Source organism: Streptomyces dioscori (genome assembly GCF_003024195.1).
GTDB lineage: Bacteria > Actinomycetota > Actinomycetes > Streptomycetales > Streptomycetaceae > Streptomyces > Streptomyces dioscori.
In genome coordinates this window covers 224,106-245,746 of sequence record NZ_KZ679055.1, presented here as the reverse complement: position 1 = coordinate 245,746, position 21,641 = coordinate 224,106, and the positions used below count along the sequence as shown (strand labels likewise).

The 21,641-nt window shown below is 71.6% G+C and carries 17 protein-coding genes; 13 read left to right on the top strand and 4 right to left on the bottom strand.

The features are described from left to right. Window positions 1-60: 60 nt before the first annotated feature. Window positions 61-1,803, top strand: coding sequence for a DNA repair protein RecN (recN, locus tag C6Y14_RS36630; RefSeq protein ID WP_199854990.1), 1,743 nt, complete (start codon window positions 61-63; stop codon window positions 1,801-1,803). Between the two features lie 330 nt (window positions 1,804-2,133). Next, on the top strand, window positions 2,134-3,294 hold the full coding sequence (locus C6Y14_RS36625; protein WP_107021202.1) for a glycosyltransferase family 4 protein: 1,161 nt from the start codon (window positions 2,134-2,136) through the stop codon (window positions 3,292-3,294). Window positions 3,295-3,333: 39 nt separating this feature from the next. On the opposite strand, the gene C6Y14_RS36620 is transcribed toward C6Y14_RS36625, so the two are convergent. Further along, a complete protein-coding gene (locus tag C6Y14_RS36620) occupies window positions 3,334-5,025 on the bottom strand; it encodes a PucR family transcriptional regulator (RefSeq protein ID WP_107021201.1) in 1,692 nt (563 codons plus the stop codon). Between the two features lie 62 nt (window positions 5,026-5,087). Continuing rightward, the gene (locus C6Y14_RS36615; RefSeq protein WP_199854992.1) at window positions 5,088-6,890 is read right to left on the bottom strand and encodes a glycoside hydrolase family 15 protein; all 1,803 of its coding nucleotides are present in this window, start codon (window positions 6,888-6,890) and stop codon (window positions 5,088-5,090) included. Window positions 6,891-7,383: 493 nt separating this feature from the next. On the opposite strand from C6Y14_RS36615, the gene C6Y14_RS36610 reads away from it, so the two are divergent. The 11 genes from C6Y14_RS36610 (at window position 7,384) to C6Y14_RS36560 (ending at window position 20,495) form a co-directional block, all read left to right on the top strand. After that, window positions 7,384-9,051, top strand: coding sequence for a CTP synthase (locus tag C6Y14_RS36610; RefSeq protein ID WP_107021231.1), 1,668 nt, complete (start codon window positions 7,384-7,386; stop codon window positions 9,049-9,051). A gap of 130 nt (window positions 9,052-9,181) precedes the next feature. After that, window positions 9,182-9,808 (top strand): NUDIX domain-containing protein, encoded by a 627-nt coding sequence (locus tag C6Y14_RS36605; RefSeq protein ID WP_107021199.1) that lies wholly within the window; start codon window positions 9,182-9,184, stop codon window positions 9,806-9,808. 172 nt (window positions 9,809-9,980) lie between these two features. After that, a complete protein-coding gene (locus C6Y14_RS36600) occupies window positions 9,981-12,062 on the top strand; it encodes a tetratricopeptide repeat protein (RefSeq protein WP_107021198.1) in 2,082 nt (693 codons plus the stop codon). A gap of 166 nt (window positions 12,063-12,228) precedes the next feature. Further along, window positions 12,229-13,353, top strand: a complete 1,125-nt coding sequence (gene ald, locus C6Y14_RS36595; RefSeq protein WP_199854989.1) for an alanine dehydrogenase — start codon at window positions 12,229-12,231, stop codon at window positions 13,351-13,353. Window positions 13,354-13,776: 423 nt separating this feature from the next. Then, window positions 13,777-14,904, top strand: a complete 1,128-nt coding sequence (locus C6Y14_RS36590) for a ParA family protein (protein ID WP_079053143.1) — start codon at window positions 13,777-13,779, stop codon at window positions 14,902-14,904. Continuing rightward, window positions 14,889-15,464: a hypothetical protein gene (locus tag C6Y14_RS36585; RefSeq protein WP_107021197.1), complete on the top strand. Its 576-nt coding sequence runs from the start codon at window positions 14,889-14,891 to the stop codon at window positions 15,462-15,464. Before C6Y14_RS36590 ends, C6Y14_RS36585 begins: the two co-directional genes overlap by 16 nt. A gap of 18 nt (window positions 15,465-15,482) precedes the next feature. After that, complete coding sequence (locus tag C6Y14_RS36580; protein WP_107021196.1) at window positions 15,483-16,469, top strand: segregation and condensation protein A; 987 nt, start codon at window positions 15,483-15,485, stop codon at window positions 16,467-16,469. Between the two features lie 4 nt (window positions 16,470-16,473). Further along, window positions 16,474-17,130, top strand: coding sequence for an SMC-Scp complex subunit ScpB (gene scpB / locus C6Y14_RS36575; RefSeq protein ID WP_107021195.1), 657 nt, complete (start codon window positions 16,474-16,476; stop codon window positions 17,128-17,130). Beyond that, window positions 17,130-18,419 carry a pseudouridine synthase gene (locus tag C6Y14_RS36570; protein ID WP_107021194.1) on the top strand — a complete coding sequence of 430 codons (1,290 nt, stop codon included), beginning with the start codon at window positions 17,130-17,132 and terminating at the stop codon, window positions 18,417-18,419. Before scpB ends, C6Y14_RS36570 begins: the two co-directional genes overlap by 1 nt. Window positions 18,420-18,687: 268 nt before the next feature. Beyond that, a complete protein-coding gene (locus C6Y14_RS36565; protein ID WP_107021193.1) occupies window positions 18,688-19,479 on the top strand; it encodes an NUDIX hydrolase in 792 nt (263 codons plus the stop codon). After that, complete coding sequence (locus C6Y14_RS36560) at window positions 19,476-20,495, top strand: ADP-ribosylglycohydrolase family protein (RefSeq protein WP_107021192.1); 1,020 nt, start codon at window positions 19,476-19,478, stop codon at window positions 20,493-20,495. The genes C6Y14_RS36565 and C6Y14_RS36560 overlap by 4 nt, the downstream gene beginning before the upstream one ends. 75 nt (window positions 20,496-20,570) lie before the next feature. Here the strand turns inward: C6Y14_RS36560 and C6Y14_RS36555 are convergent, their stop codons facing one another. Beyond that, complete coding sequence (locus tag C6Y14_RS36555; RefSeq protein ID WP_107021191.1) at window positions 20,571-21,023, bottom strand: Rieske (2Fe-2S) protein; 453 nt, start codon at window positions 21,021-21,023, stop codon at window positions 20,571-20,573. Between the two features lie 17 nt (window positions 21,024-21,040). Continuing rightward, entirely contained in the window at window positions 21,041-21,625 is a 585-nt protein-coding gene (locus C6Y14_RS36550; protein ID WP_107021190.1) for a DUF6529 family protein, read from the bottom strand. Between the last annotated feature and the right edge of the window lie 16 nt (window positions 21,626-21,641).

Genomic DNA, 21,641 nt, shown 5'->3' with positions numbered 1-21,641 from the left:
CGCACCTGGACGTTTGTGCAGGGAATGGGGCGGCGTCGCGCCGGGTGGGAGAAACCTCGTATGGTCATGTCCGTGTTGGAGGAGATGCGGATACGGTCGCTCGGAGTCATCGACGACGCGGTGGTCGAGCTGTCGCCCGGCTTCACCGCGGTCACCGGTGAGACCGGCGCGGGCAAGACGATGGTGGTCACCAGCCTGGGCCTGCTGATGGGTGGACGCGCCGACGCCGCCCTGGTGCGGATCGGGGCGAAGAGCGCGGTCGTGGAGGGACGGATCTCCGTCCCCGACGGCGCCTCTGCGATCGTGCGGGCCGAGGAGGCCGGCGCGGAGCTCGACGACGGCACGCTGCTCATCAGCCGTACCGTTTCCGCCGAGGGCCGCTCGCGCGCGCATCTCGGCGGGCGGTCGGTGCCGGTGGGCCTGCTCGCCGAACTCGCCGACGACCTGGTGGCCGTGCACGGGCAGACCGATCAGCAGGGGCTGCTCAAGCTGTCCCGGCAACGGCAGGCCCTCGACCGGTACGCGGGCGACGCGGTCGCCGTGCCGCTCGCGAAGTACTCGGGCGCCTACCGCCGGCTGCGCGCCATCACCACCGAGCTGGACCAGATCACCACCCGCGCCCGTGAACGCGCCCAGGAAGCCGACATGCTGCGCTTCGGGCTCGACGAGATCGCCGGGGTGGAACCCAGGGCGGGCGAGGACGTGGAGCTCGCGGCCGAGGCCGAGCGGCTCGGGCACGCGGAGGCGCTCGCGTCGGCCGCCACGGTCGCGCACGCCGCCCTGGCGGGCAATCCGGAGGACCCGGAGGGCATCGACGCCACGACCCTCGTCGCGGGCGCCCACCGGGCCCTGGAGGCCGTACGGTCCCACGACGCGGCCCTCGGCGGCCTCGCGGGCCGTATCGGGGAGATCGGGATCCTGCTGGGCGACGTGGCGGGGGAGCTGGCGGGCTACGCCGACGACCTCGACGCGGATCCGCTGCGGCTCGCGGCGGTCGAGGAGCGGCGTGCCGCGCTCACCGCGCTGACCCGCAAGTACGGCGAGGATGTCGGCGCCGTGCTGACCTGGGCCGAGCAGAGCGCCGCGCGGCTGCTGGAACTGGACGGCGACGACGACCGGATCGGCGAGCTGACCGCCGAGCGGGACGCGCTGCGGGCCGAGCTGGGCGGACTGGCGCAGGCCCTCACCGACGCCCGTACGGAGGCCGCCGAGCGTTTCGCCGCCGCCGTGACGGCCGAACTGGCCTCGCTCGCCATGCCGCACGCGCGCGTGTCGTTCGAGATCCGCCAGAGCGAGGACCCGGAGGGCGTGGAGGTCGGCGGACGTGCCGTCTCGTACGGGCCCGCAGGGTGCGACGAGGTCGAACTGCTCCTCGCCCCGCACCCGGGAGCACCGCCGCGACCCATCGCCAAGGGCGCGTCCGGCGGTGAACTGTCGCGTGTCATGCTCGCCGTCGAGGTCGTCTTCGCGGGTACGGATCCGGTGCCGACCTATCTCTTCGACGAGGTCGACGCCGGTGTCGGCGGCAAGGCCGCCGTCGAGATCGGCAGGCGCCTCGCGAAGCTCGCCAGGAGCGCGCAGGTCGTCGTCGTCACCCACCTCCCGCAGGTGGCCGCGTTCGCCGACCGGCAGCTGCTGGTCGAGAAGACCAACGACGGCTCGGTGACCCGCTCCGGCGTGAAGGTCCTGGAGGGCGAGGAGCGCATCCGTGAGCTCTCCCGGATGCTGGCCGGCCAGGAGGACTCGGAGACGGCACGGGCCCACGCGGAGGAACTGCTGGCGACGGCCCGGGCGGACGGATAGGGGCACGGACAGGGGCGCGGATACGGGCACGGGCAGGGGCGCGAAAGGGGCGTGTAGCGGGGCTCGCCAGGAACGACACCCGCCCCCGACTGTCTTCGGACATCCCCCGGCCCTCACTCGTGCGAGTGACCGCCCGCAACTCGCCCGCACCCGCTCGTATCCCGTCCGAATCCCATGCGTCCCACCGGTCCCGCATCGGCCCCGCGGTGGTCGGCAACCCGCCCCCGTCCTGGCATCCTTAGGAGCAGGACGAGCGGTACACCCCCGTCGCCCGTTCCTTCGGTACTTTTCTTCGTGACCGCCCGACGCCGAACCAGGAGCCACGGCCACGTGACCCACGTGAGCAGCCACTCACCGCACGGACACGCACCGCACGGACAGTCGCCGCTGCGTACCGTCCAGGTGCTCGGCGGCGGCAGCGCGGGCAGCTGCGCCCATGTGCGGTCGCTGACCTCGGGGCTCGTCGCACGGGGCGTGCGGGTGACCGTGTGCGCCCCGGCCGAGGCGGATCACGCCTACGGCTTCACCGGCGTCGGCGCCGATCACGTCCATGTGCCCAGGCGCAACGACCCGTCCTCCGTGGCCACGTTGCGGGCGGTCTGCGGGGAAGCCGACCTGGTCCACGCGCACGGGCTGCACGCCGCGCTGCGGGCCGCGCTCGCGCTCAGCGGACGGCGCGTCCCGCTCGTCGTCACCTGGCACACCCGCCCGTACGCCGAGGGCGCGCGGGCTCATCTGCTGCGCGCCCTGGAGCGCCGGGTGGCGAAGGCCGCGTCGGTGGTCCTCGGCTCCTCGTCCGACCTGGTGGACCGCGCCCGCAGCAGGGGCGCCCGGGACGCCCGGCTCGCCGCGGTCGCGCTGCCTGCCGGACGACGGCCCGGCGCCGCGCACGAGGGAGCGGAGACCGACGGACCGCGGCACAAGACGCGCGCGGAACTCGGCACGACCGACCGGCCGTTGCTGATGGCTGTCGGCTCCCTCGACCGGCACCGCGGGTACGACACGCTGCTGGACGCCGCGCGCGCGTGGCGACGGCTCGACCCGCTGCCCCTGCTCGTGATCGCCGGCGAGGGACCGCTGCGCGAAACACTCCAGCGGCGCATCGAGAACGAGGGGCTTCCCGTACGGCTCATCGGCCGCCGGGACGACATCGGGGAGTTGCTCGCCGCCGCGGACCTCGCCCTGCTGCCCGGCTGCCCGGAGGCGCGCTCCCTGTTCGCCCAGGAGGCCCTGCACGCGCGCGTGCCCCTGGTCGCGCCTTCCACCGCGGGCATGCCCGAACTCGTCGGCGACGCGGCCGAACTCGTCCCGCACGGCGACCCGCAGGCGCTCGCCGAGGCCGTCACCGCGCTGCTCGCCGACCCCGGCCGGTGCGAGCGGCTGAAGGACCGGGGCACGCGTCAGGCGGCCACCTGGCCGACCGAGGACGAGACGGTGGCCCAGGTCCTCAGCGTGTACGACGAGCTGACCCGGCCCCTGCCGCTGCCTTAGCGCCCTGTGCGAGACCCCGGGCCGAGCGGTGGTCCGGGCTCACGGCACGAGTCTGCGGGCCCGCAGCGCCAGGCTCAGGGCCAGTACCGTCTGCGGGTCGTCGAGGTCCGTCCCGAGCAACTCCCCGATCCGCGCGAGCCGGTTGTAGAGCGTCTGCCGGTTGAGGTGCAGTTCGCGCGCGGTCTCCGCCTTGCGGCCCGCGTGCGCGAGATACGTCTCCAGAGTGGGCAGCAGCGGCGGCTTCGAGCGCTGGTCGTGCTCGCGCAGGGGGCCGATCGCGCGGTCCACGAAGGCCGCCAGGTCCTGATGGTCCCGCAGCCGCCACAGCAGCAGGTCGATGTCCAGGCGCCGGGCGTCGTACCAGGGCCGGTCGGACAGCCCCTGGGCGGCCGTTGCGGTCTCGGCCGCGTGCCGCAGGCCCGCCGACGCGGCCGCCCAGCCGCCCGCCACACCGACCACCACGACCGGCGGCTGCGCTCCGGGCCGCTGTGTCCCGGCCCGCTCCACACCCGCCCGCAGCGCCGCGGCGACCCGGTCGGCGACCGCGGGCCGCTCGGACTCCGTACGCAGCCCCACCAGCAGCGGTACGCGGCCCTCCACGGGGCGTACGCCCAGCAGGACCGGTACGCCCACCGAGGCCAGCTCCTCGGCGACCGCCCGCGCCAGCACCGCCCAGCCGCCGCCGGGGGACAGCCCGTCGGCGAGGCGCATGACGACCGGGAGCAGCGGGCTCGCGCCGGGCTTGAAACCGAGGACCCGGGCCTGCGCGGGCGCGTCCTCGGCCGCGATCCGGCCCTCGGCGAGGTCGGTGAGGAAGTCGCCGCGCCCGCGGGCCGCCAGCTCCTCCTCCTGGCGGGCCTGCATCAGGACCACGGCGAGGACGGCCGCCGCCCGCTCCGTCGCGATCCGGTGCACGGGCGCGAGCGGGGAGTTCACGGGCAGGAGGACCAGCCGTGCCCGGACGGATCCCGGCCCGCCGCCCTGTCCGCCGCCGGGCACCTCCACGAGGACCGTGCCGGCGGGCGGCCCGGCCCTGTGCCGGCCTGCGCCGTGCTGACCTGTGCCGTGCTGGTCGGCCTTGTGCGGGCCGCGCAGCCCCTCCCACACCTGGAGCGGGTCGGCGTTCGCGGGGCCGGCCCCGGCGGCGTACAGGAGCTGGCCGTCGGGGGTCTCCAGGAAGACGGGGTTGCCCGCGAAGTCGGCGAGGATACCGAGGACCTGGGGGATGCCGCCCCCGCCGAGCAGGGCCTCGGTGCAGCGCCGGTGGACCTCCTCGGCGCGCTGGAGCAGGGCGTAGTGGCCGTTGACGATCTCGGTGTGGATCTCCTCCGTGACCGTCACGAACGCCACCTCGCGGTGCAGCTGCACCAGGGGGAGACCGGCCGTGCGTGCCGTCTCCACGAGCGCGGCGGGCAGTCTCGTGAAGCGCGGCCCCAGTTCGACGACGAGGGCCGCGATACCGCGGTCGGCCAGCGTACGGACGAACGCCCGCTGGTCGGCGGGGCGGGTGCCGAGCCCGTAACCGGTGGTCAGGAGCAGTTCGCCGCCCTTGAGGAGGGAGGCGATGTTCGGTACCTCGCCCGCGTGGACCCAGCGCACGGTGCGGCCGAGACGGTCGGCGCCCGCCAGGATCTCCGGCAGGCCACCGCGCAGTCCGGGCAGCTCCAGGGCCCGCCGCACGGTGATCCCGCCACTGTGCTGCGTGTCCGGCGTGTCGGTGCGGCTGTCCATGACCGGACGCTACCCCGTCCGCCACCTGCCGTGACGCGCCGGACGGGGGTCAACCGGGCCGGTCAGCCGCCGTACGCCCCGGAGGCCGTCAGACGCAGGGCCGTGTCGATCAGCGGCACATGGCTGAACGCCTGCGGGAAGTTGCCCACCTGGCGTTGCAGGACCGGGTCCCACTCCTCCGCGAGGAGACCCAGGTCGTTGCGCAGGGCCAGCAGCTTCTCGAAGAGCTTGCGGGCCTCGTCCACCCGGCCGATCATCGCGAGGTCGTCCGCCATCCAGAACGAACAGGCGAGGAACGCGCCCTCGTCGCCCTCCAGGCCGTCCACGCCCGCGTCGTCACCGGAGGTGGGGTAGCGCAGGATGAAGCCGTCCGAGGTGGACAGCTCGCGCTGGATGGCCTCGATCGTGCCGATCACGCGCTTGTCGTCCGGGGGCAGGAAGCCCATCTGCGGGATCAGCAGCAGGGAGGCGTCCAGCTCCTTGGAGCCGTACGACTGCGTGAACGTGTTGCGTTCCTTGTCGTAGCCCTTCTCGCACACGTCCCGGTGGATGTCGTCGCGCAGCTCGCGCCACTTCTCCAGCGGACCGTCCGCGTCCCCGGACTCGATCAGCTTGATCGTGCGGTCCACGGCGACCCACGCCATCACCTTCGAGTGGACGAAGTGGCGGCGCGGCCCGCGGACCTCCCAGATGCCCTCGTCGGGCTCGTCCCAGTGGTCCTCCAGGTAGCGGATCAGCTTGAGCTGGAGGAGCGAGGCGTAGTCGTTGCGGGCCAGACCCGTCATGTGGGCCAGGTGCAGGGCTTCCGTCACCTCGCCGTAGACGTCCAGCTGGAGCTGGTTCGCGGCGCCGTTCCCGACGCGTACGGGACCGGAGTTCTCGTAGCCCGGCAGCCAGTCCAGCTCCGCCTCGCCCAGTTCCCGCTCGCCCGCGATGCCGTACATGATCTGCAGGTTCTCGGGGTCGCCCGCCACGGCGCGCAGCAGCCACTCGCGCCAGGCGCGCGCCTCCTCGCGGTAGCCGGTGCGCAGCAGCGAGGACAGGGTGATCGCCGCGTCCCGCAGCCAGGTGTAGCGGTAGTCCCAGTTGCGGACCCCGCCGATCTCCTCCGGCAGGGAGGTCGTGGGGGCGGCCACGATGCCGCCGGTCGGCCCGTACGTCAGCGCCTTCAGCGTGATCAGCGAGCGGACCACGGCCTCGCGGTACGGCCCGTGGTACGTGCACTGGGCCACCCAGTCGCGCCAGAACTCCTCGGTGGCCTCCAGGGCCTGCTCCGGCTCGGGCAGCGCGGGCGGCTGCTTGTGCGAGGGCTCCCAGGAGATGGTGAACGCGATCCGGTCACCCGGCGCGACGGTGAAGTCCGAGTACGTCGTCAGCGCCTTGCCGTACGTCTCGCACTCCGTGTCGAACCACACGGAGTCGGGTCCGGCGACGGCCACCGTGCGCCCCTCGTGCTTGTGCACCCACGGCACCACACGCCCGTAGGAGAAACGCATCCGCAGGGCGGAGCGCATCGGGACGCGGCCCGTGACGCCCTCGACGATCCGGATGAGCTGCGGGGCGCCGTCACGCGGGGGCATGAAATCGGTCACCCGGACCGTGCCGCGTGAGGTGTCCCACTCGGATTCGAGGATGAGCGAGTCGCCGCGGTAGTGGCGGCGGACCGCTCTCGGGGGTTCGGCGTCGGCGGCGTGCGCGGGGCCCAGCCGCCAGAAGCCGTGCTCCTCCGTGCCGAGCAGTCCGGCGAAGACGGCGTGGGAGTCGAAGCGGGGGAGGCACAGCCAGTCCACCGTGCCGTCCCTGCAGACCAGCGCGGCCGTCTGCATGTCTCCGATAAGTGCGTAGTCTTCGATGCGCCCGGCCACGTGCAACTCCAGTCGAACGGCCACTTCGCCCCGATGGGGCGGTGTTCTTGCGGTCAGAGGATCATTGGTAAAGCGTCGTTGCGGAACGTCAGTTGTCGCGTGTCACGCATGTCAATGGTTGCAGCGATTGTCTTCGCGAGGCGAACCGACGAGCTCTTGGCCCAGGAATACCGGCGGGGTGGTGCCGTTTGCCGGCCTGGCTCGGCAGCGAGTGTCCGAGCAGGATACGACGCACGATGATGTTCCGCGCGCCCCTCCCGACAACCCGCCTGGTCCGAACGTGTGAGCACGGGTGTGGCGCGTGTCGGCCCGTGCGCGGAGCGTGGCCGGAAGCGACCTCCCCGCGTCGCTGATACCCTGGTAGCCCGTGGACCGGTGGACGCCCGAGCAGGAAAAGGGACCCCCGAACCGCAGCGACGGCACCGCCGGGAACCTCCGGGCCGGGCAGCCGTACCGCAACCGAAACCGCGACCACGGGAGCCCCCTCTTGGCCATGCCGCCCGCTGCTTTCCGAAGCAGCACCGCCACGACGACCAAGCACATCTTCGTCACCGGGGGTGTCGCCTCCTCCCTCGGCAAGGGCCTGACCGCCTCCAGCCTGGGCGCGCTGCTCAAGGCTCGGGGTCTGCGGGTCACCATGCAGAAGCTCGACCCGTATCTGAACGTCGACCCCGGCACGATGAACCCGTTCCAGCACGGTGAGGTGTTCGTCACCAACGACGGCGCCGAGACGGACCTGGACATCGGGCACTACGAGCGTTTCCTCGACGTCGACCTGGACGGCTCCGCGAACGTCACCACCGGGCAGGTCTACTCCACGGTCATCGCCAAGGAACGGCGCGGCGAGTACCTCGGCGACACCGTGCAGGTCATCCCGCACATCACGAACGAGATCAAGCACCGCATCCGCCGGATGGCCACCGACGACGTCGACGTCGTCATCACGGAGGTCGGCGGCACGGTCGGCGACATCGAGTCGCTGCCCTTCCTGGAGACGGTCCGTCAGGTCCGTCACGAGGTCGGCCGCGACAACGTGTTCGTCGTGCACATCTCGCTCCTCCCGTACATCGGCCCCTCCGGGGAGCTGAAGACGAAGCCCACCCAGCACTCGGTTGCGGCCCTGCGCAACATCGGTATCCAGCCGGACGCGATCGTCCTGCGGGCCGACCGCGAGGTGCCCACCGCGATCAAGCGCAAGATCTCGCTGATGTGCGACGTCGACGAGGCGGCCGTCGTCGCCTGTCCCGACGCCCGCTCGATCTACGACATCCCGAAGGTCCTGCACACCGAGGGCCTGGACGCGTACGTCGTGCGCAAGCTGGACCTGCCCTTCCGTGACGTGGACTGGTCGACCTGGGGCGACCTGCTCGACCGCGTCCACAACCCGCTGCACGAGATCCACATGGCGCTCGTCGGCAAGTACATCGACCTGCCCGACGCCTACCTCTCGGTCACCGAGGCGCTGCGCGCGGGCGGCTTCGCCAACAAGGCCCGAGTGAAGATCAAGTGGGTCGCCTCGGACGACTGCAAGACCCCGGCGGGCGCCGCCAAGCAGCTCGGTGACGTCGACGCGATCTGCATCCCCGGCGGCTTCGGCGACCGCGGTGTGGCCGGCAAGGTCGGCGCGATCCAGTACGCCCGTGAGAACAAGATCCCGCTGCTGGGCCTGTGCCTGGGCCTGCAGTGCATCGTGATCGAGGCGGCGCGCAACCTCGCCGGCATCGAGGACGCCAACTCCACCGAGTTCGACTCCGCCACCGGCCACCCGGTCATCTCGACCATGGCCGAGCAGCTGGACATCGTCGCGGGCGACGGCGACATGGGCGGCACGATGCGCCTGGGCATGTACCCCGCCAAGCTCGCCGAGGGCTCCCTCGTGCGCGAGGTCTACGACGGCAAGGAGTACGTCGAGGAGCGGCACCGCCACCGCTACGAGGTGAACAACTCCTACCGCGCCGAGCTGGAGAAGAAGGCCGGTCTGCAGTTCTCCGGCACCTCCCCGGACGGCAAGCTCGTGGAGTTCCTGGAGTACCCGCGCGAGATCCACCCGTACCTGGTCGCGACCCAGGCGCACCCCGAGCTGCGCTCGCGTCCGACCCGGCCGCACCCGCTGTTCGCGGGCCTGGTCAAGGCCGCGGTGGAGCGCAAGACGGCCAAGTAGGCCGAGGGTTGTACGGTTGCCGGGGTACGCGTCTTTTGGGGCGCGTGCCCCGGTTTTCGCCGTGTGCGCAGCTCTGTTGCGGCACCGGGTTCGCGCGTGTGGTTCGTTCGTGTGGGAGGAAGAAGTCGACATGACCATCAAGGACACCGCCGAGGAGTGGGAGGTCAGGGCGACCGAGACCCCGTTCACGGGCAAGAAGACCTCCGTGCGCACCGACGACGTGGTCATGCCCGACGGAACGGTCGCCCGGCGCGACTACCAGGTGCACCCCGGTTCGGTGGCTGTCCTCGCCCTCGACGACCAGGGCCGCGCCCTGGTCATCCGCCAGTACCGGCACCCCGTGCGCCACAAGCTCTGGGAGATCCCGGCCGGACTGCTCGACGTCCCGGGCGAGAACCCCCTGCACGCCGCGCAGCGCGAGCTGTACGAGGAGGCGCACGTCAAGGCCGAGGACTGGCGGGTGCTCACCGACGTGTACACCACGCCCGGCGGCTGCGACGAAGCCGTCCGGATCTTCCTGGCCCGTGATCTCTCCGAGGCCGAGGGGCAGCGCTTCGAGGTCGAGGACGAGGAGGCCGACATGGAGCTCTCCCGGGTCCCGGTCGACGAGCTGGTCCGCGGTGTCCTCGCCGGTGAGCTGCACAACAACTGCCTCGTCGTGGGCGTCCTCGCGCTGACCGCCGCCCGGGCCGGCGAGGGTCTGGACGCGCTGCGCCCCGCCGAGGCCCCGTGGCCCGCACGCCCGTTCGAGGCGTGATCCACTTCGGTGCGTGCAATCGGCCCACCGATGTGACGATCGCCTGATCCGATCGGGGGATCTGCCCGCCGCGCTCCGCACGGATCGTCGCAGAGCGTGAACTAGGCTCTCAAAAACGCCCCGTCCGGAGTCCCGGCGGGCTTGCGCGCGCAGTGGGACGGGAGTGTGGCCCGTGACGGATCAGGCGGTGGATGCCGGCGGCACGACGGTGTCGGAGAAGGGGCGGCGCCCGGCTGCCGCGTCCGCCCTCACGGGGAGTCAGTTCCTCGGCCGTGCAAGAGAGTTGAAGGAGCTGCGGGCCGACATCGACCGCGCGGGGCTCGACACCCTCGCCGGCCGCAAGGCGCCCCGCGCGCGCGTGCTGCTCATCGCGGGCAGACCCGGATCCGGCCGTACCGCGCTCGCCGAGGAACTCGTACGGCAGGTCGCGGACAGTTACCCGGACGGTGTCCTGCGGGCCCGGCTCACCGAGCCCGACGGCACGCCCGTACCGACCGAACGAACCGCCCGTGACCTGCTCACCGCGCTCGAACTGAACGCCCCCGCCGGAGCGGACGAGGACGACCTCTCCGAGCGGCTGCGCGAGGCGCTCGCGACCCGCAGGACCGTGCTCCTGCTCGACGACGCGGCCGACGCGCAGCAAGTGGACCCGCTCCTTCCGGAGACCCCCGACTGCCTCGTCGTCGCCGTCTCCGGCGGGCCCCTGACCGGGATCTCGGACGTCCGCCCCTGCACCCTCGGCGGCATGGACACCAAGTCCGCCCTCGAACTCCTGGACCGCTTCACCGGCTCCGTACGCATCACCGTGGACCCGCGCGCCGCCGAAGGACTCGTGGAGACCTGCGCGGCCCAGCCCGCCGCGCTCGTCCTCGCCGGGGCCTGGCTCGCCCACCGGCCCAAGTCCGCCGTCGCCGATCTCGCCAAGCAACTGCACACCGACGGTGACGACGGCCCGGTCCTCGAACGCATCTTCCGGCTCACCTATGCGGCCCTGCCGTCGACCGCCGCGCGGATACTGCGCCTCCTCTCGCTCGCCCCTGCCGGCCTCGTCGACCCGCACACCGCGTCCGCGCTCGCCGGCTGCTCGGTCGGCGCCGCCCGCACCACCCTGGACGACTTCACCGGGCTGGGCCTCGTGCGGGCGGTGGAGTCGCCACTGCCGCAGTACGAGGTGCCCGGCTGCCTGCTGCCGCTACTGCGCTCGCTGACCGAGACCGAGGACCGCGTGGCCGAGCTGCAGCTGGCCCGTGCCCGCATGCTGGAGCGGACCGTACGGCTGCTGGTGTCCTGCCGGGCGATCACCGAGACCGACAGCTCGCCCGCCCGCGAGAAGCTCGCCGGGATGCCCCGCGCGCTGCGCTTCCCGAACCCCCGCGCGGCCGCCGACTGGCTGAGCATCCGCCGGCCCGCGCTGCTGGCCGCCGCCCGCCTCGCGGTCTCCGACGGCGAGCTGGACACCCTGGCCCGCCGGCTGATGGCCGCCCTGGTCAGAGCGCTGGTCGCGCATGTCGGTACGCAGGCCGCGGCGCCCGAGCTGTACGGCATCCACCGGCTCGTCCTGGACGTCGCCGAACGTCGGAACCTGCCCCGCGAGAAGGCCGCGGCGCTGCTGAACCTCGCCGACCTCGACGCCCGGACCGGCCGCACGACGGACGCCCTGGCCCGCTACCGGGCCGCTCTCGATGCCGGACGCGAGGCGAACGACCCCTACGCGACCGGCCGCGCGATGGAATCCGTAGGCGGCGCCCACCAGGAGCTCGGCGACTACGACCGGGCCGCCGACTGGTACGGCCGCGCGCTGGCCCAGCGGCTCGCCCGCGACGAGCGCGCCGACGCGGCCAGACTGCACGGCCGGATCGCCACCGTGCACACCTACGCGGGCCGCTACGGCGAGGCGCTGCGCAACTGGCGCTCCGCCGTCACCGGACACCGCAGGACCGGCGATGTGGCGGGCCAGGCAAGGGCGTTGAGCGAAATGGCCCGGGTGCAGGAGTACGCGGGCCGGCCCGAGGAGTCCCTCGTCACCTGCCAGGAGGCGGCCGAGTGGGCGCGCCGCGCCGACGACGTCCGGCTGCAGGCCGCGCTGCAGCTGCGGCTGGCCGACACGCTCGACCGGCTGGGCGACCCCACGGCCGCCCGGCTGCACCGCACCGCCGCCGAACGAATGCTCGGCGATGAGCTCCCGGAGAGCGCATCAACCAGGGAACAAGACCGCAACGCCTGCGAAATCCGTAGCGCAGCCGAAGAAGATTGATGCATTGAAAGGCTAGACAGAGAGAATCCCTTCATTAGACTGGCTCCGCCGCGTCTTTTCGTGGTGTTCCCCGGTGTGCTCCCGTGCATCCGGGTATGTCAGGCATCGTCATGTCTTGCGCTGCCTGGCCCAGATCCCCGCTGCATCCCTCCTGAGCCAAGGAACCGTGATCGACGTGAAGGTCGGCATCCCCCGCGAGGTCAAGAACAACGAGTTCCGGGTGGCCATCACCCCCGCCGGTGTGCACGAGCTGGTGCGCCACGGCCACCAGGTCCTGATCGAGCGGCACGCCGGTGTCGGCTCCTCGATCACGGACGACGAGTTCGTCGCCGCCGGCGCGCGGATCGTCGCCACCGCCGACGAGGTCTGGACCGCCGCCGACCTGCTGCTGAAGGTCAAGGAGCCCATCGCCGAGGAGTACCACCGCCTCCGCAAGGACCAGACGCTCTTCACCTACCTGCACCTGGCCGCGTCCAAGGAGTGCACGGACGCGCTCCTGGAGTCCGGCACCACGGCGATCGCATACGAAACGGTCGAGCTGCCCAGCCGCGCGCTGCCGCTGCTCGCCCCGATGTCCGAGGTCGCGGGCCGCCTCGCCCCGCAGGTCGGCGCCTACCACCTGATGCGTGCCAACGGCGGCCGCGGCGTCCTGCCCGGCGGTGTCCCGGGCGTGCTGGCCGCCCGTGCCGTGGTCATCGGCGGCGGGGTCTCCGGCTGGAACGCCGCGCAGATCGCCATCGGCATGGGCTTCCACGTGACCCTGCTCGACCGCGACATCAACAAGCTCAAGGAAGCCGACAAAGTCTTCGGTACGAAGATCCAGACGGTCGTCTCGAACGCCTTCGAGCTGGAGAAGGCGTGCCTGGAGGCGGATCTCGTCATCGGCGCCGTGCTCATCCCCGGCGCGAAGGCGCCGAAGCTGGTCACCAACGAGCTGGTGTCCCGGATGAAGCCCGGAAGTGTCCTTGTCGACATCGCCATCGACCAGGGCGGCTGCTTCGAGGACTCGCGTCCGACCACCCACGCCGAGCCGACCTTCCCGGTCCACAACTCGGTCTTCTACTGCGTCGCCAACATGCCGGGCGCGGTGCCCAACACCTCGACGTACGCGCTCACCAACGCCACGCTTCCGTACATCGTGGAGCTCGCGAACCGCGGCTGGGTCGAGGCGCTGCGCCGGGATCCCGCGCTCGCCCGGGGCCTCAACACCCATGACGGCAAGGTCGTCTACCGTGAGGTCGCGGAGGCCCACGGCCTGGAGCACGCCGAGTTGGAGAGCCTGCTCGGCTGACGTTCCCGCCTGGTTCGTCCCGCTTCGGCGGACGGCTTCTCCACCGACAAAAGGCGATACGTCAACACGACTCGTCAACATCGCACGTACGGCCGGACCTTGTTCCACAGGGCCCGGCCGGATGTGTGTCGGGTCACTTTGCGAGACTCGTTCAACTCGCCTCGAACGTAACCCTTGAACCGTTTCGCACACCCCTGGAACCTGCCGTGCGACGCCCTTACGCCCTTGACAGAGGGGTGTTCCGTTGCCGACACATCGGGCCGGGTCCGGCGGATTGTGTTGCTGCGAAGCGGTGACACGCCATAGAGTCGCCAACCGTCGGCATGGTGCCACGCTGACCTATCGAGAAGTTTCCTGGTCACCAAGGAGGTAAGACGACTTGTGAATGAGTCGACATTTACTCCCGGGGGTGGTCAACCAGGAATGCCTGCGCAGGGCTCAAGGCCAACGGGGCTCGAAGCTGTCGGCTCCGTTGCGGTGCGCACCTTCGCAGCCCACCAGAGTCCGAAGATGACTCAGACAGCACACCAGAGCATGGATGGCCATCACGTGAACGCCATGGCCGGCAACGGAAGTGGCGAGAACCGCACCCACTTCGCCGACTACGACGACCTGCCCGAGGGGCATTTCTACGACCCCGACGCCGAGTACGAGCCCGATCCGGAGTACGCGGCCACGCTCGCGCCCGACGCGGCGCGCCAGCGGCGCGAGCGCATCGGCCCGACCGGTCGCCCGCTGCCGTACTTCCCGATCCCGGGCCCGCTGACCGACCACGGCCCCGCGAAGATCATCGCGATGTGCAACCAGAAGGGCGGCGTGGGCAAGACCACGTCGACCATCAACCTGGGTGCCGCCCTCGCGGAGTACGGACGCCGGGTCCTGCTCGTCGACTTCGACCCGCAGGGCGCACTGTCCGTGGGGCTCGGAGTCAACCCGATGGAGCTCGACCTCACGGTCTACAACCTGCTCATGGAGCGGGGCATGGCGGCCGACGAGGTGCTCCTGAAGACCGCGGTTCCGAACATGGACCTGCTGCCCAGCAACATCGACCTGTCCGCCGCCGAGGTTCAGCTGGTGAGCGAGGTCGCCCGCGAGTCCACGCTGCAGCGCGCCCTGAAGCCGCTGATGGCCGACTACGACTACATCGTGATCGACTGTCAGCCCTCGCTCGGCCTGCTCACCGTGAACGCGCTGACGGCCGCTCACAAGGTGATAGTGCCACTGGAGTGCGAGTTCTTCGCGTTGCGCGGGGTCGCGCTGCTCACCGAGACCATCGAGAAGGTCCAGGAGCGGCTCAACCCCGAGCTGGAGCTCGACGGCATCCTCGCCACGATGTACGACTCGCGGACGGTGCACAGCCGTGAGGTGCTCGCGCGCGTGGTCGAGGCGTTCGACGATCACGTCTACCACACGGTGATCGGCCGGACCGTCCGCTTCCCGGAGACCACGGTCGCCGGTGAGCCGATCACGACGTACGCCTCCAACTCCGTCGGCGCCGCCGCCTACCGTCAGCTCGCCAGGGAGGTGCTCGCCCGGTGTCACGCCGAGTGAGTCTGCCGGGGGCCGACGAACTGTTCCGTACGACCGGGGGGATGGCGCTCCAGTCCTCCAGCCCGCGGCGTCCGGCCAACGGCGAGGCGCGGGTGCCCGCTCCGGCGGGCGAGAGCGACGCCGCGGCCGGTGAGGACGGGCCGCAGTCGGTGCCCGTGCGGGGTGGTGACGGCGAGGGCGACGAACATGTCGCGGCCGACGCCGACTCCGCCGACGGGGAGTCCCGGAGCCGGGGCGCCGCCACGGCGGACCGTTCCGGGCGGCGTCCGCCGCCGCCGGAAGGCGCTGCCGGGGTCCAGCCGCAGGGCCAGTCCCGCAAGCGCGGGCGGGGCTCCGGGCGGCGGCCCAGCGGGCGCGAGCGGCACGACGAGAAGATCACCGTGTACGTGTCCGCCGAGGAGCTCATGGACCTCGAACACGCGCGGCTGGTGCTCCGCGGGGAGCACGGGCTCGCGGTCGACCGCGGGCGGATCGTGCGGGAGGCCGTCGCGGTGGTCCTCGCGGATCTCGAATCGCGTGGCGACGCGAGCATTCTCGTACGACGGTTGCGTGGGCGGTAGCGGTAGCCTGCGACGGCTATGACCTCGAACGACGGCCGTGCGTCGACCTCAGCATCCGCCTCCGGCGGGGGTGGGCGGCGGCGTGCGTTGGGGCGGGGGCCCGGGAGTGGGCCCCCTGCTGAGCCTCCTGCGGCGGAGAGCCCGGCTGCGGTCGAGCCCGAGGGTGATCCCGAAGAGTCCGCGGACGACGGGGTCTTCAAGGTTCGGCTTGTCAACTTCGAAGGGCCGTTCGATCTGCTGCTTCAGTTGATCTCCAAGCACAAGATGGATGTCACCGAAGTCGCGTTGTCCAAGGTCACCGATGAGTTCATGGCGCACATCCGGGCCATGGGGCCGGACTGGGACCTCGACCAGACCACCGAGTTCCTGGTCGTCGCGGCGACCCTGCTCGATCTGAAGGCCGCCCGGCTGCTGCCCTCCGCCGAGGTCGAGGACGAGGGCGACCTGGCGCTCCTGGAAGCCCGCGACCTGCTCTTCGCCCGGCTGCTGCAGTACCGCGCGTACAAACAGATCGCCGACATCTTCAACCGCCGCCTCGACGAGGAGGCGCGCCGCTACCCCCGTACCGTCGGGCTTGAGGCGCACCACGCCGAACTGCTGCCCGAAGTCGTCATCAGCATCGGGGCGGAAGGATTCGCCAGGCTCGCCGTGAAGGCGATGCAGCCCCGGGCCAAGCCCCAGGTGTACGTCGACCACATCCACGCGCCGCTCGTGAGCGTGCAGGAGCAGGCCGCGATCGTGGTGGCACGGCTGCGGGAGCTCGGCGAGGCCAGTTTCCGCTCGCTCGTCGAGGACGTCGACGACACCCTCACCGTCGTGGCGCGTTTCCTGGCCCTTCTGGAGCTCTATCGGGAGAAGGCGGTCTCCCTGGACCAGGAGGAGGCTCTGGGGGACCTGGTGGTGCGCTGGACGGGCGGGGAGGGGGATGCGCAGCCGACGGTGACGGACGAATTCGACCGGCCACCGGATCCTGTCCCGGATCCGGTCAGGGAGAAGAAGGTGTGAAGGTGTGAGCGAGGACACCACCGGAGCCCCCGAGGGGGCTCGCGGCGTCGCGGATCTCGACCTCCGGCCCGCGCTGGAGGCCGTCCTCATGGTCGTGGACGAACCCGCCACCGAGGAGCACCTCGCGAAGATCCTGGAGCGGCCCAGACGGCAGGTCGCGGACGCGCTGCGCGCGCTGGCCGACGAGTACAGCCTCCAAAGACGCGGCTTCGAACTGCGGATCGTCGCCGGCGGCTGGCGGTTCTACAGTCGTCCGGAGTACGCGGCGGCCGTCGAGCGCTTCGTCCTGGACGGGCAGCACGCCCGGCTCACGCAGGCCGCGCTGGAGACCCTCGCCGTGGTCGCGTACCGGCAGCCGGTCAGCCGATCGAGGGTCTCGGCGGTCCGCGGAGTGAACTGTGACGGCGTGATGCGGACCCTCCTGCAGAGGGGTCTGGTCCAGGAGGCGGGCGCGGAACCCGAAACAGGTGCGATCCTGTACAGGACGACGAACTACTTCCTGGAGCGAATGGGCCTGCGCGGCCTGTACGAGCTCCCGGAGCTCGCGCCCTTCCTTCCGGAGGCGGACGCGATCGAAGCAGAGACGCTGGAAGGGGTCCCGTCGTTCGATCCGGATGCGCCGGACGCAGATGCAGACGACACGACGACGACGGAACTTTGATGCGAAGCAGTGGCAGTGGCAGCGGCAGGAACAGCGGCGGGCGCGGCAACCCCCGCGGAACCGGCGGGAGCGGCGGGAGCGGTGGCTCCCGTGGCTCCGGCGGTGGGGGCGGCAACCCCCGCGGGTCCGGCGGCGGAGGCGGCGGCTCCCGTGGCTCCGGCGGCGGTGGACCCCGCGGCTCCGGTGGCGGCGGTCCCCGTGGTGCCGGCAGCGGTGGCCCCCGTACCTCCGGCAGCGGATTCAACTCACGGGGGCCCGCCGGCGGCGGCTCCCAGCAGGGCGGCGCGGGAGGCTCCGACGACCGGCCGAAGCGTCCCAGCAAGCCCCGTCCCGAGGAGCGTCGCTACGACGTGGGCCCCGGCGCCACCCACGAGGGTGCGAAGTCGGGGCGCGGCAACGCGGCCCGCGGCGGTGCCAAGGGCGGCCCCAAGCAGGGCCAGCAGCGCGGCGGCCGTACGGAGAACGCGCGCTCGCGTGAGTACGAGACGCGTACTGAGGAGCGCAACAGGGACCGGTACGCGGGCAAGCCCGACGTCAAGACGGTCAAGACCTTCCCGGGCGCCGAGCAGGAGGGCGAGCGCCTGCAGAAGGTGCTCGCGCGCGCGGGCTACGGTTCGCGCCGTTCCTGCGAGGAGCTGGTCGAGCAGGCCCGCGTCGAGGTCAACGGGGAGATCGTCCTTGAGCAGGGCATGCGCGTCGACCCCGAGAACGACGAGATCAAGGTCGACGGGCTGACGGTCGCGACGCAGTCGTACCAGTTCTTCGTGCTCAACAAGCCCGCAGGTGTCGTGTCCACCATGGAGGACAACGAGGGCCGTCAGTGCCTCGGCGACTACGTGACGAACCGCGAGACGCGGCTCTTCCACGTGGGACGGCTCGACACCGAGACCGAGGGCCTGATCCTGCTCACCAACCACGGTGAGCTGGCCCACCGCCTGACCCACCCCAAGTACGGCGTGAAGAAGGTCTACCTCGCGCACATCGTGGGCCCGATCCCGCGCGACCTGGGCAAGCAGCTCAAGGACGGCATCCAGCTGGAGGACGGGTACGCGAAGGCGGACCACTTCAGAGTCGTCGAGCAGACCGGCAAGAACTACATGGTCGAGGTGACCCTGCACGAGGGCCGCAAGCACATCGTGCGGCGCATGCTCGCCGAGGCCGGCTTCCCGGTCGACAAGCTGGTGCGCGTGTCCTTCGGACCGATCGCCCTCGGCGACCAGAAGTCCGGGTGGCTGCGACGGCTGTCCAACACCGAGGTCGGGATGCTGATGCAGGAAGTCGGCCTCTAGGCACCTCGGTTCCCTTCGTTTCTCGCTTTTGGCTTTTCGCTGCTCTCGCAGTGCGGCATCGGCCGGTTCCGGGTTCTCCCGGGGCCGGCCGTTCTGCGTCCGGGGGGTTGTGGGCGGGCGGTTCGCGATTTATAGTCGTACTGACCATTAAGGAAACGCCCGTGCCGGGCGCGGCCGGTGGAGCAGGGCCCACGGGGGTGGTCCCGGTCCGTCGGCCGTCGCCCGGCACGGTGCGCCGACGGCCGCCGAGGCCACACGAGGAGGGGGCATGGAGGGCTACGACAAGCACGCCTTCGAGCCCTTCGCCGTCACCGTCGATCTCGCGGTGTTCACGGTCCGGGCGGGCGCGCTCCAGGTGCTGCTGATCGAGCGCGGACAGGAACCGTACGCGGGGTGCCGGGCGCTGCCCGGGGGATTCGTGCTGCCGAAGGAGTCCGCAGGGACGGCGGCCCGGCGTGAACTCGCCGAGGAGACCGGTCTGTCGGACGTCTCCGGGCTGCACCTGGAGCAGCTGCGCACGTACAGCGAGCCGGACCGCGATCCCCGGATGCGGGTGGTCTCCGTGGCGTACGCGGCGCTGCTGCCGGACGCTCCCGAACCGCGCGGCGGCGGCGACGCGGCCAGTGCGCACTGGCTGCCGTACGACGGACTCGGGCCGCTCGCCTTCGACCACGAACGGATTCTCGCCGACGCCCGGGAACGGATCGGCGCGAAGCTGGAGTACACCTGCCTCGCCACCGCGTTCTGCCCGCCGGAGTTCACCCTCGGGGAGCTGCAGCAGGTCTACGAGACGGTGTGGGGGGCCGTGCTCGACCGCCCGAACTTCCGGCGCAAGGTCCTTGCCACGCCCGGGTTCGTCGAGCCGGTACCGGGGGCGGCGCGGCTGACGGGAGGGCGGGGGAAACCCGCCGCGCTGTATCGGGCGGGGGATGCGACGGCGTTGCATCCACCGCTGTTGCGGGCCGCGGCCGGGTCGCCCCCGCCAACCACTTCCCCTTCTCCTCCGGCCTCGTCCTCGTCCTCGTCTACACCCACGTCTTCGAAAGGATCGTCCTCATGACCACGACCGTCAGGAAGCAGGCCGCCACCGGGGCGTTGGTGGGGCTCGCCCTCGGGGACGCGCTCGGCTACCCGACCGAGTTCAAGGACGTGCCGTCGATCCTTGCCGCGTACGGGCCCTGGCGGGAGCTGGAGCTGCCGGATCCCGCGTACATCACCGATGACACGCAGATGACGCTGGCGGTGGCGCGGGCGCTGCGCGCCGCGATGGACAGAGGGCTGCTCGGTCCACGGGAACTGGCGGAGTCGGTGCGCAAGGAGTTCATCGCCTGGAACCGGTCGCCGGAGAACAACCGCGCACCGGGCAACACCTGCCTCACGGCCTGCGAACTGCTGGAGCGCGAAGGCCGTCCCTGGCAGGACGCCAGCCAGACGGGTTCGAAGGGCTGCGGCGCCAACATGCGGGTCGCGCCCCTCGGCCTCGCCCCGGGCCTCAGTGACGAACAGCGCGCCGGAGCAGCCCAGTTGCAGGCCGCCCTCACGCACGGGCACCCGACGGCGCTGGCCGCCGCCGACCTCACCGCGCACGCGATACGGCTCCTCGCGCAGGGCGCCGAACCGACCGGCCTGGTCGGACAGCTCCGGTCGTACGCGTACGAGAACCGGACGCACTATCACGAGCGCTGGCTCGGTGACCTGTGGACCCGCGCCCAGGACCCGACGCCCACGCACTTCATCTCGCGGGGCTGGGACGAGTGCCTGGAGGCTCTGGAACGGCTTCGGCAGGCCCTGCGGTCGCCGTCGCCCGAGACGGACCCGTGCCTGGCCACCGGCGCCGGGTGGATCGCCGAGGAGGCCCTCGCAACCGGCCTGCTGAGTTTCCTGCTCTTCGTGGACGAGCCGGTGACGGCTCTGCGCCGGGCCGCCTGCACGTCGGGGGACTCGGACTCGATCGCATGCCTGGCCGGTGCCTTCGCGGGGGCGTACCTCGGTGCGGACGCCTGGCCCACGGAATGGGCCGACAGGATCGAGCACCAGGGCGACCTGGTGGCGCTGGGCGCGCTCTGGGACGCCTGAGCCGAGCGTTTCGCCCCTGAGGACCAGGCCTGAGGATCAGGCCTGAGGATCAGGCCCGCGGATCAGGCCCGCGGATCAGGCGAGGCTGATCGAGTCTCCCTCGACCGTGATCTGCCTCGCGGGAAGCGGCTTCGGGGCCGGGCCGCCGGCCACCGAGCCGTCGGCGACCCGGAACTTGCTGCCGTGGCACGTGCAGTTGATCGTGCCGTCCGAGACGTTGGCGACGACGCATCCCTGATGGGTGCAGACCGCCGAGAAGGCCTTGAAGCCGCCCTTCTCCGGCTGGGTGACGACGACCTTCTCGTCCTTGAAGATCTTTCCGCCGCCGACCGGGACGTCGGCGGTCCTGGTGAGTTCCTTGCCGCCGGGTGGTGCCTCGCCTCCGCTCGCACTGCCGGACGGGGCCACGGAGGGTGCTTCCTCCGGGGCACCCCCGCTGTTCTCGTCCCCGTACTTGCTGCAGCCCAGGAGCAGCGCGCTCGCCGCGCCCGTCGCGAGCACCGTGCGCCGCGTCGAGGGATTGCCCATGTCGTCCCTCCGAAGGTTCATGTCGTCACTCCGAAAGTGCGGAAGAACCAGAGGGCGGAGGTCAGCCAGATCACCGTGAGGGCGGAGAAGGCGAGCCCGCCGACGATGGGCAGCAGCCAGCCGGGCAGCCGCTCCGTGCGGAGCAGCAGCATCTTGGCGCTGAAGGCACCGAAGAAGAAGCAGCCCAGGAGCGAGTGCCACAGGACGCGCGGTTCGTACGTCTGGTAGCCCAGCGCGTACAGACAGTGCACCGCCACGGGTACCGCGACCAGGAACGCGATCCGGCCCGACCAGCGGTGCAGTACGCCTGACCAGCTCGGGCCCGGCAGTCGCCCGTACAGCATGAGTGCCGAGACGAGCTGGACGACCGCGAAGCCCATCGCGACCGTGGCCAGCCAGGACTTCACCGCGCTCGTGCTGCTGAAGCCGGCGAGGTTGAAGGCGGTGCCCTCCGGGTCGTGCACGTTCCCGTAGACGCCGAGGCCGACCGCGACGGCGCTCGCGACCAGGGCGGGTACGAGATAGCGGGCGGCACCCGGGCCCCGGCGGGCCGGGTCGGGTGCGGGGAAACCCTGGGTTGCGGCGTTCGGGTCCACTGTCATGGTCGGCTCCCGGCGG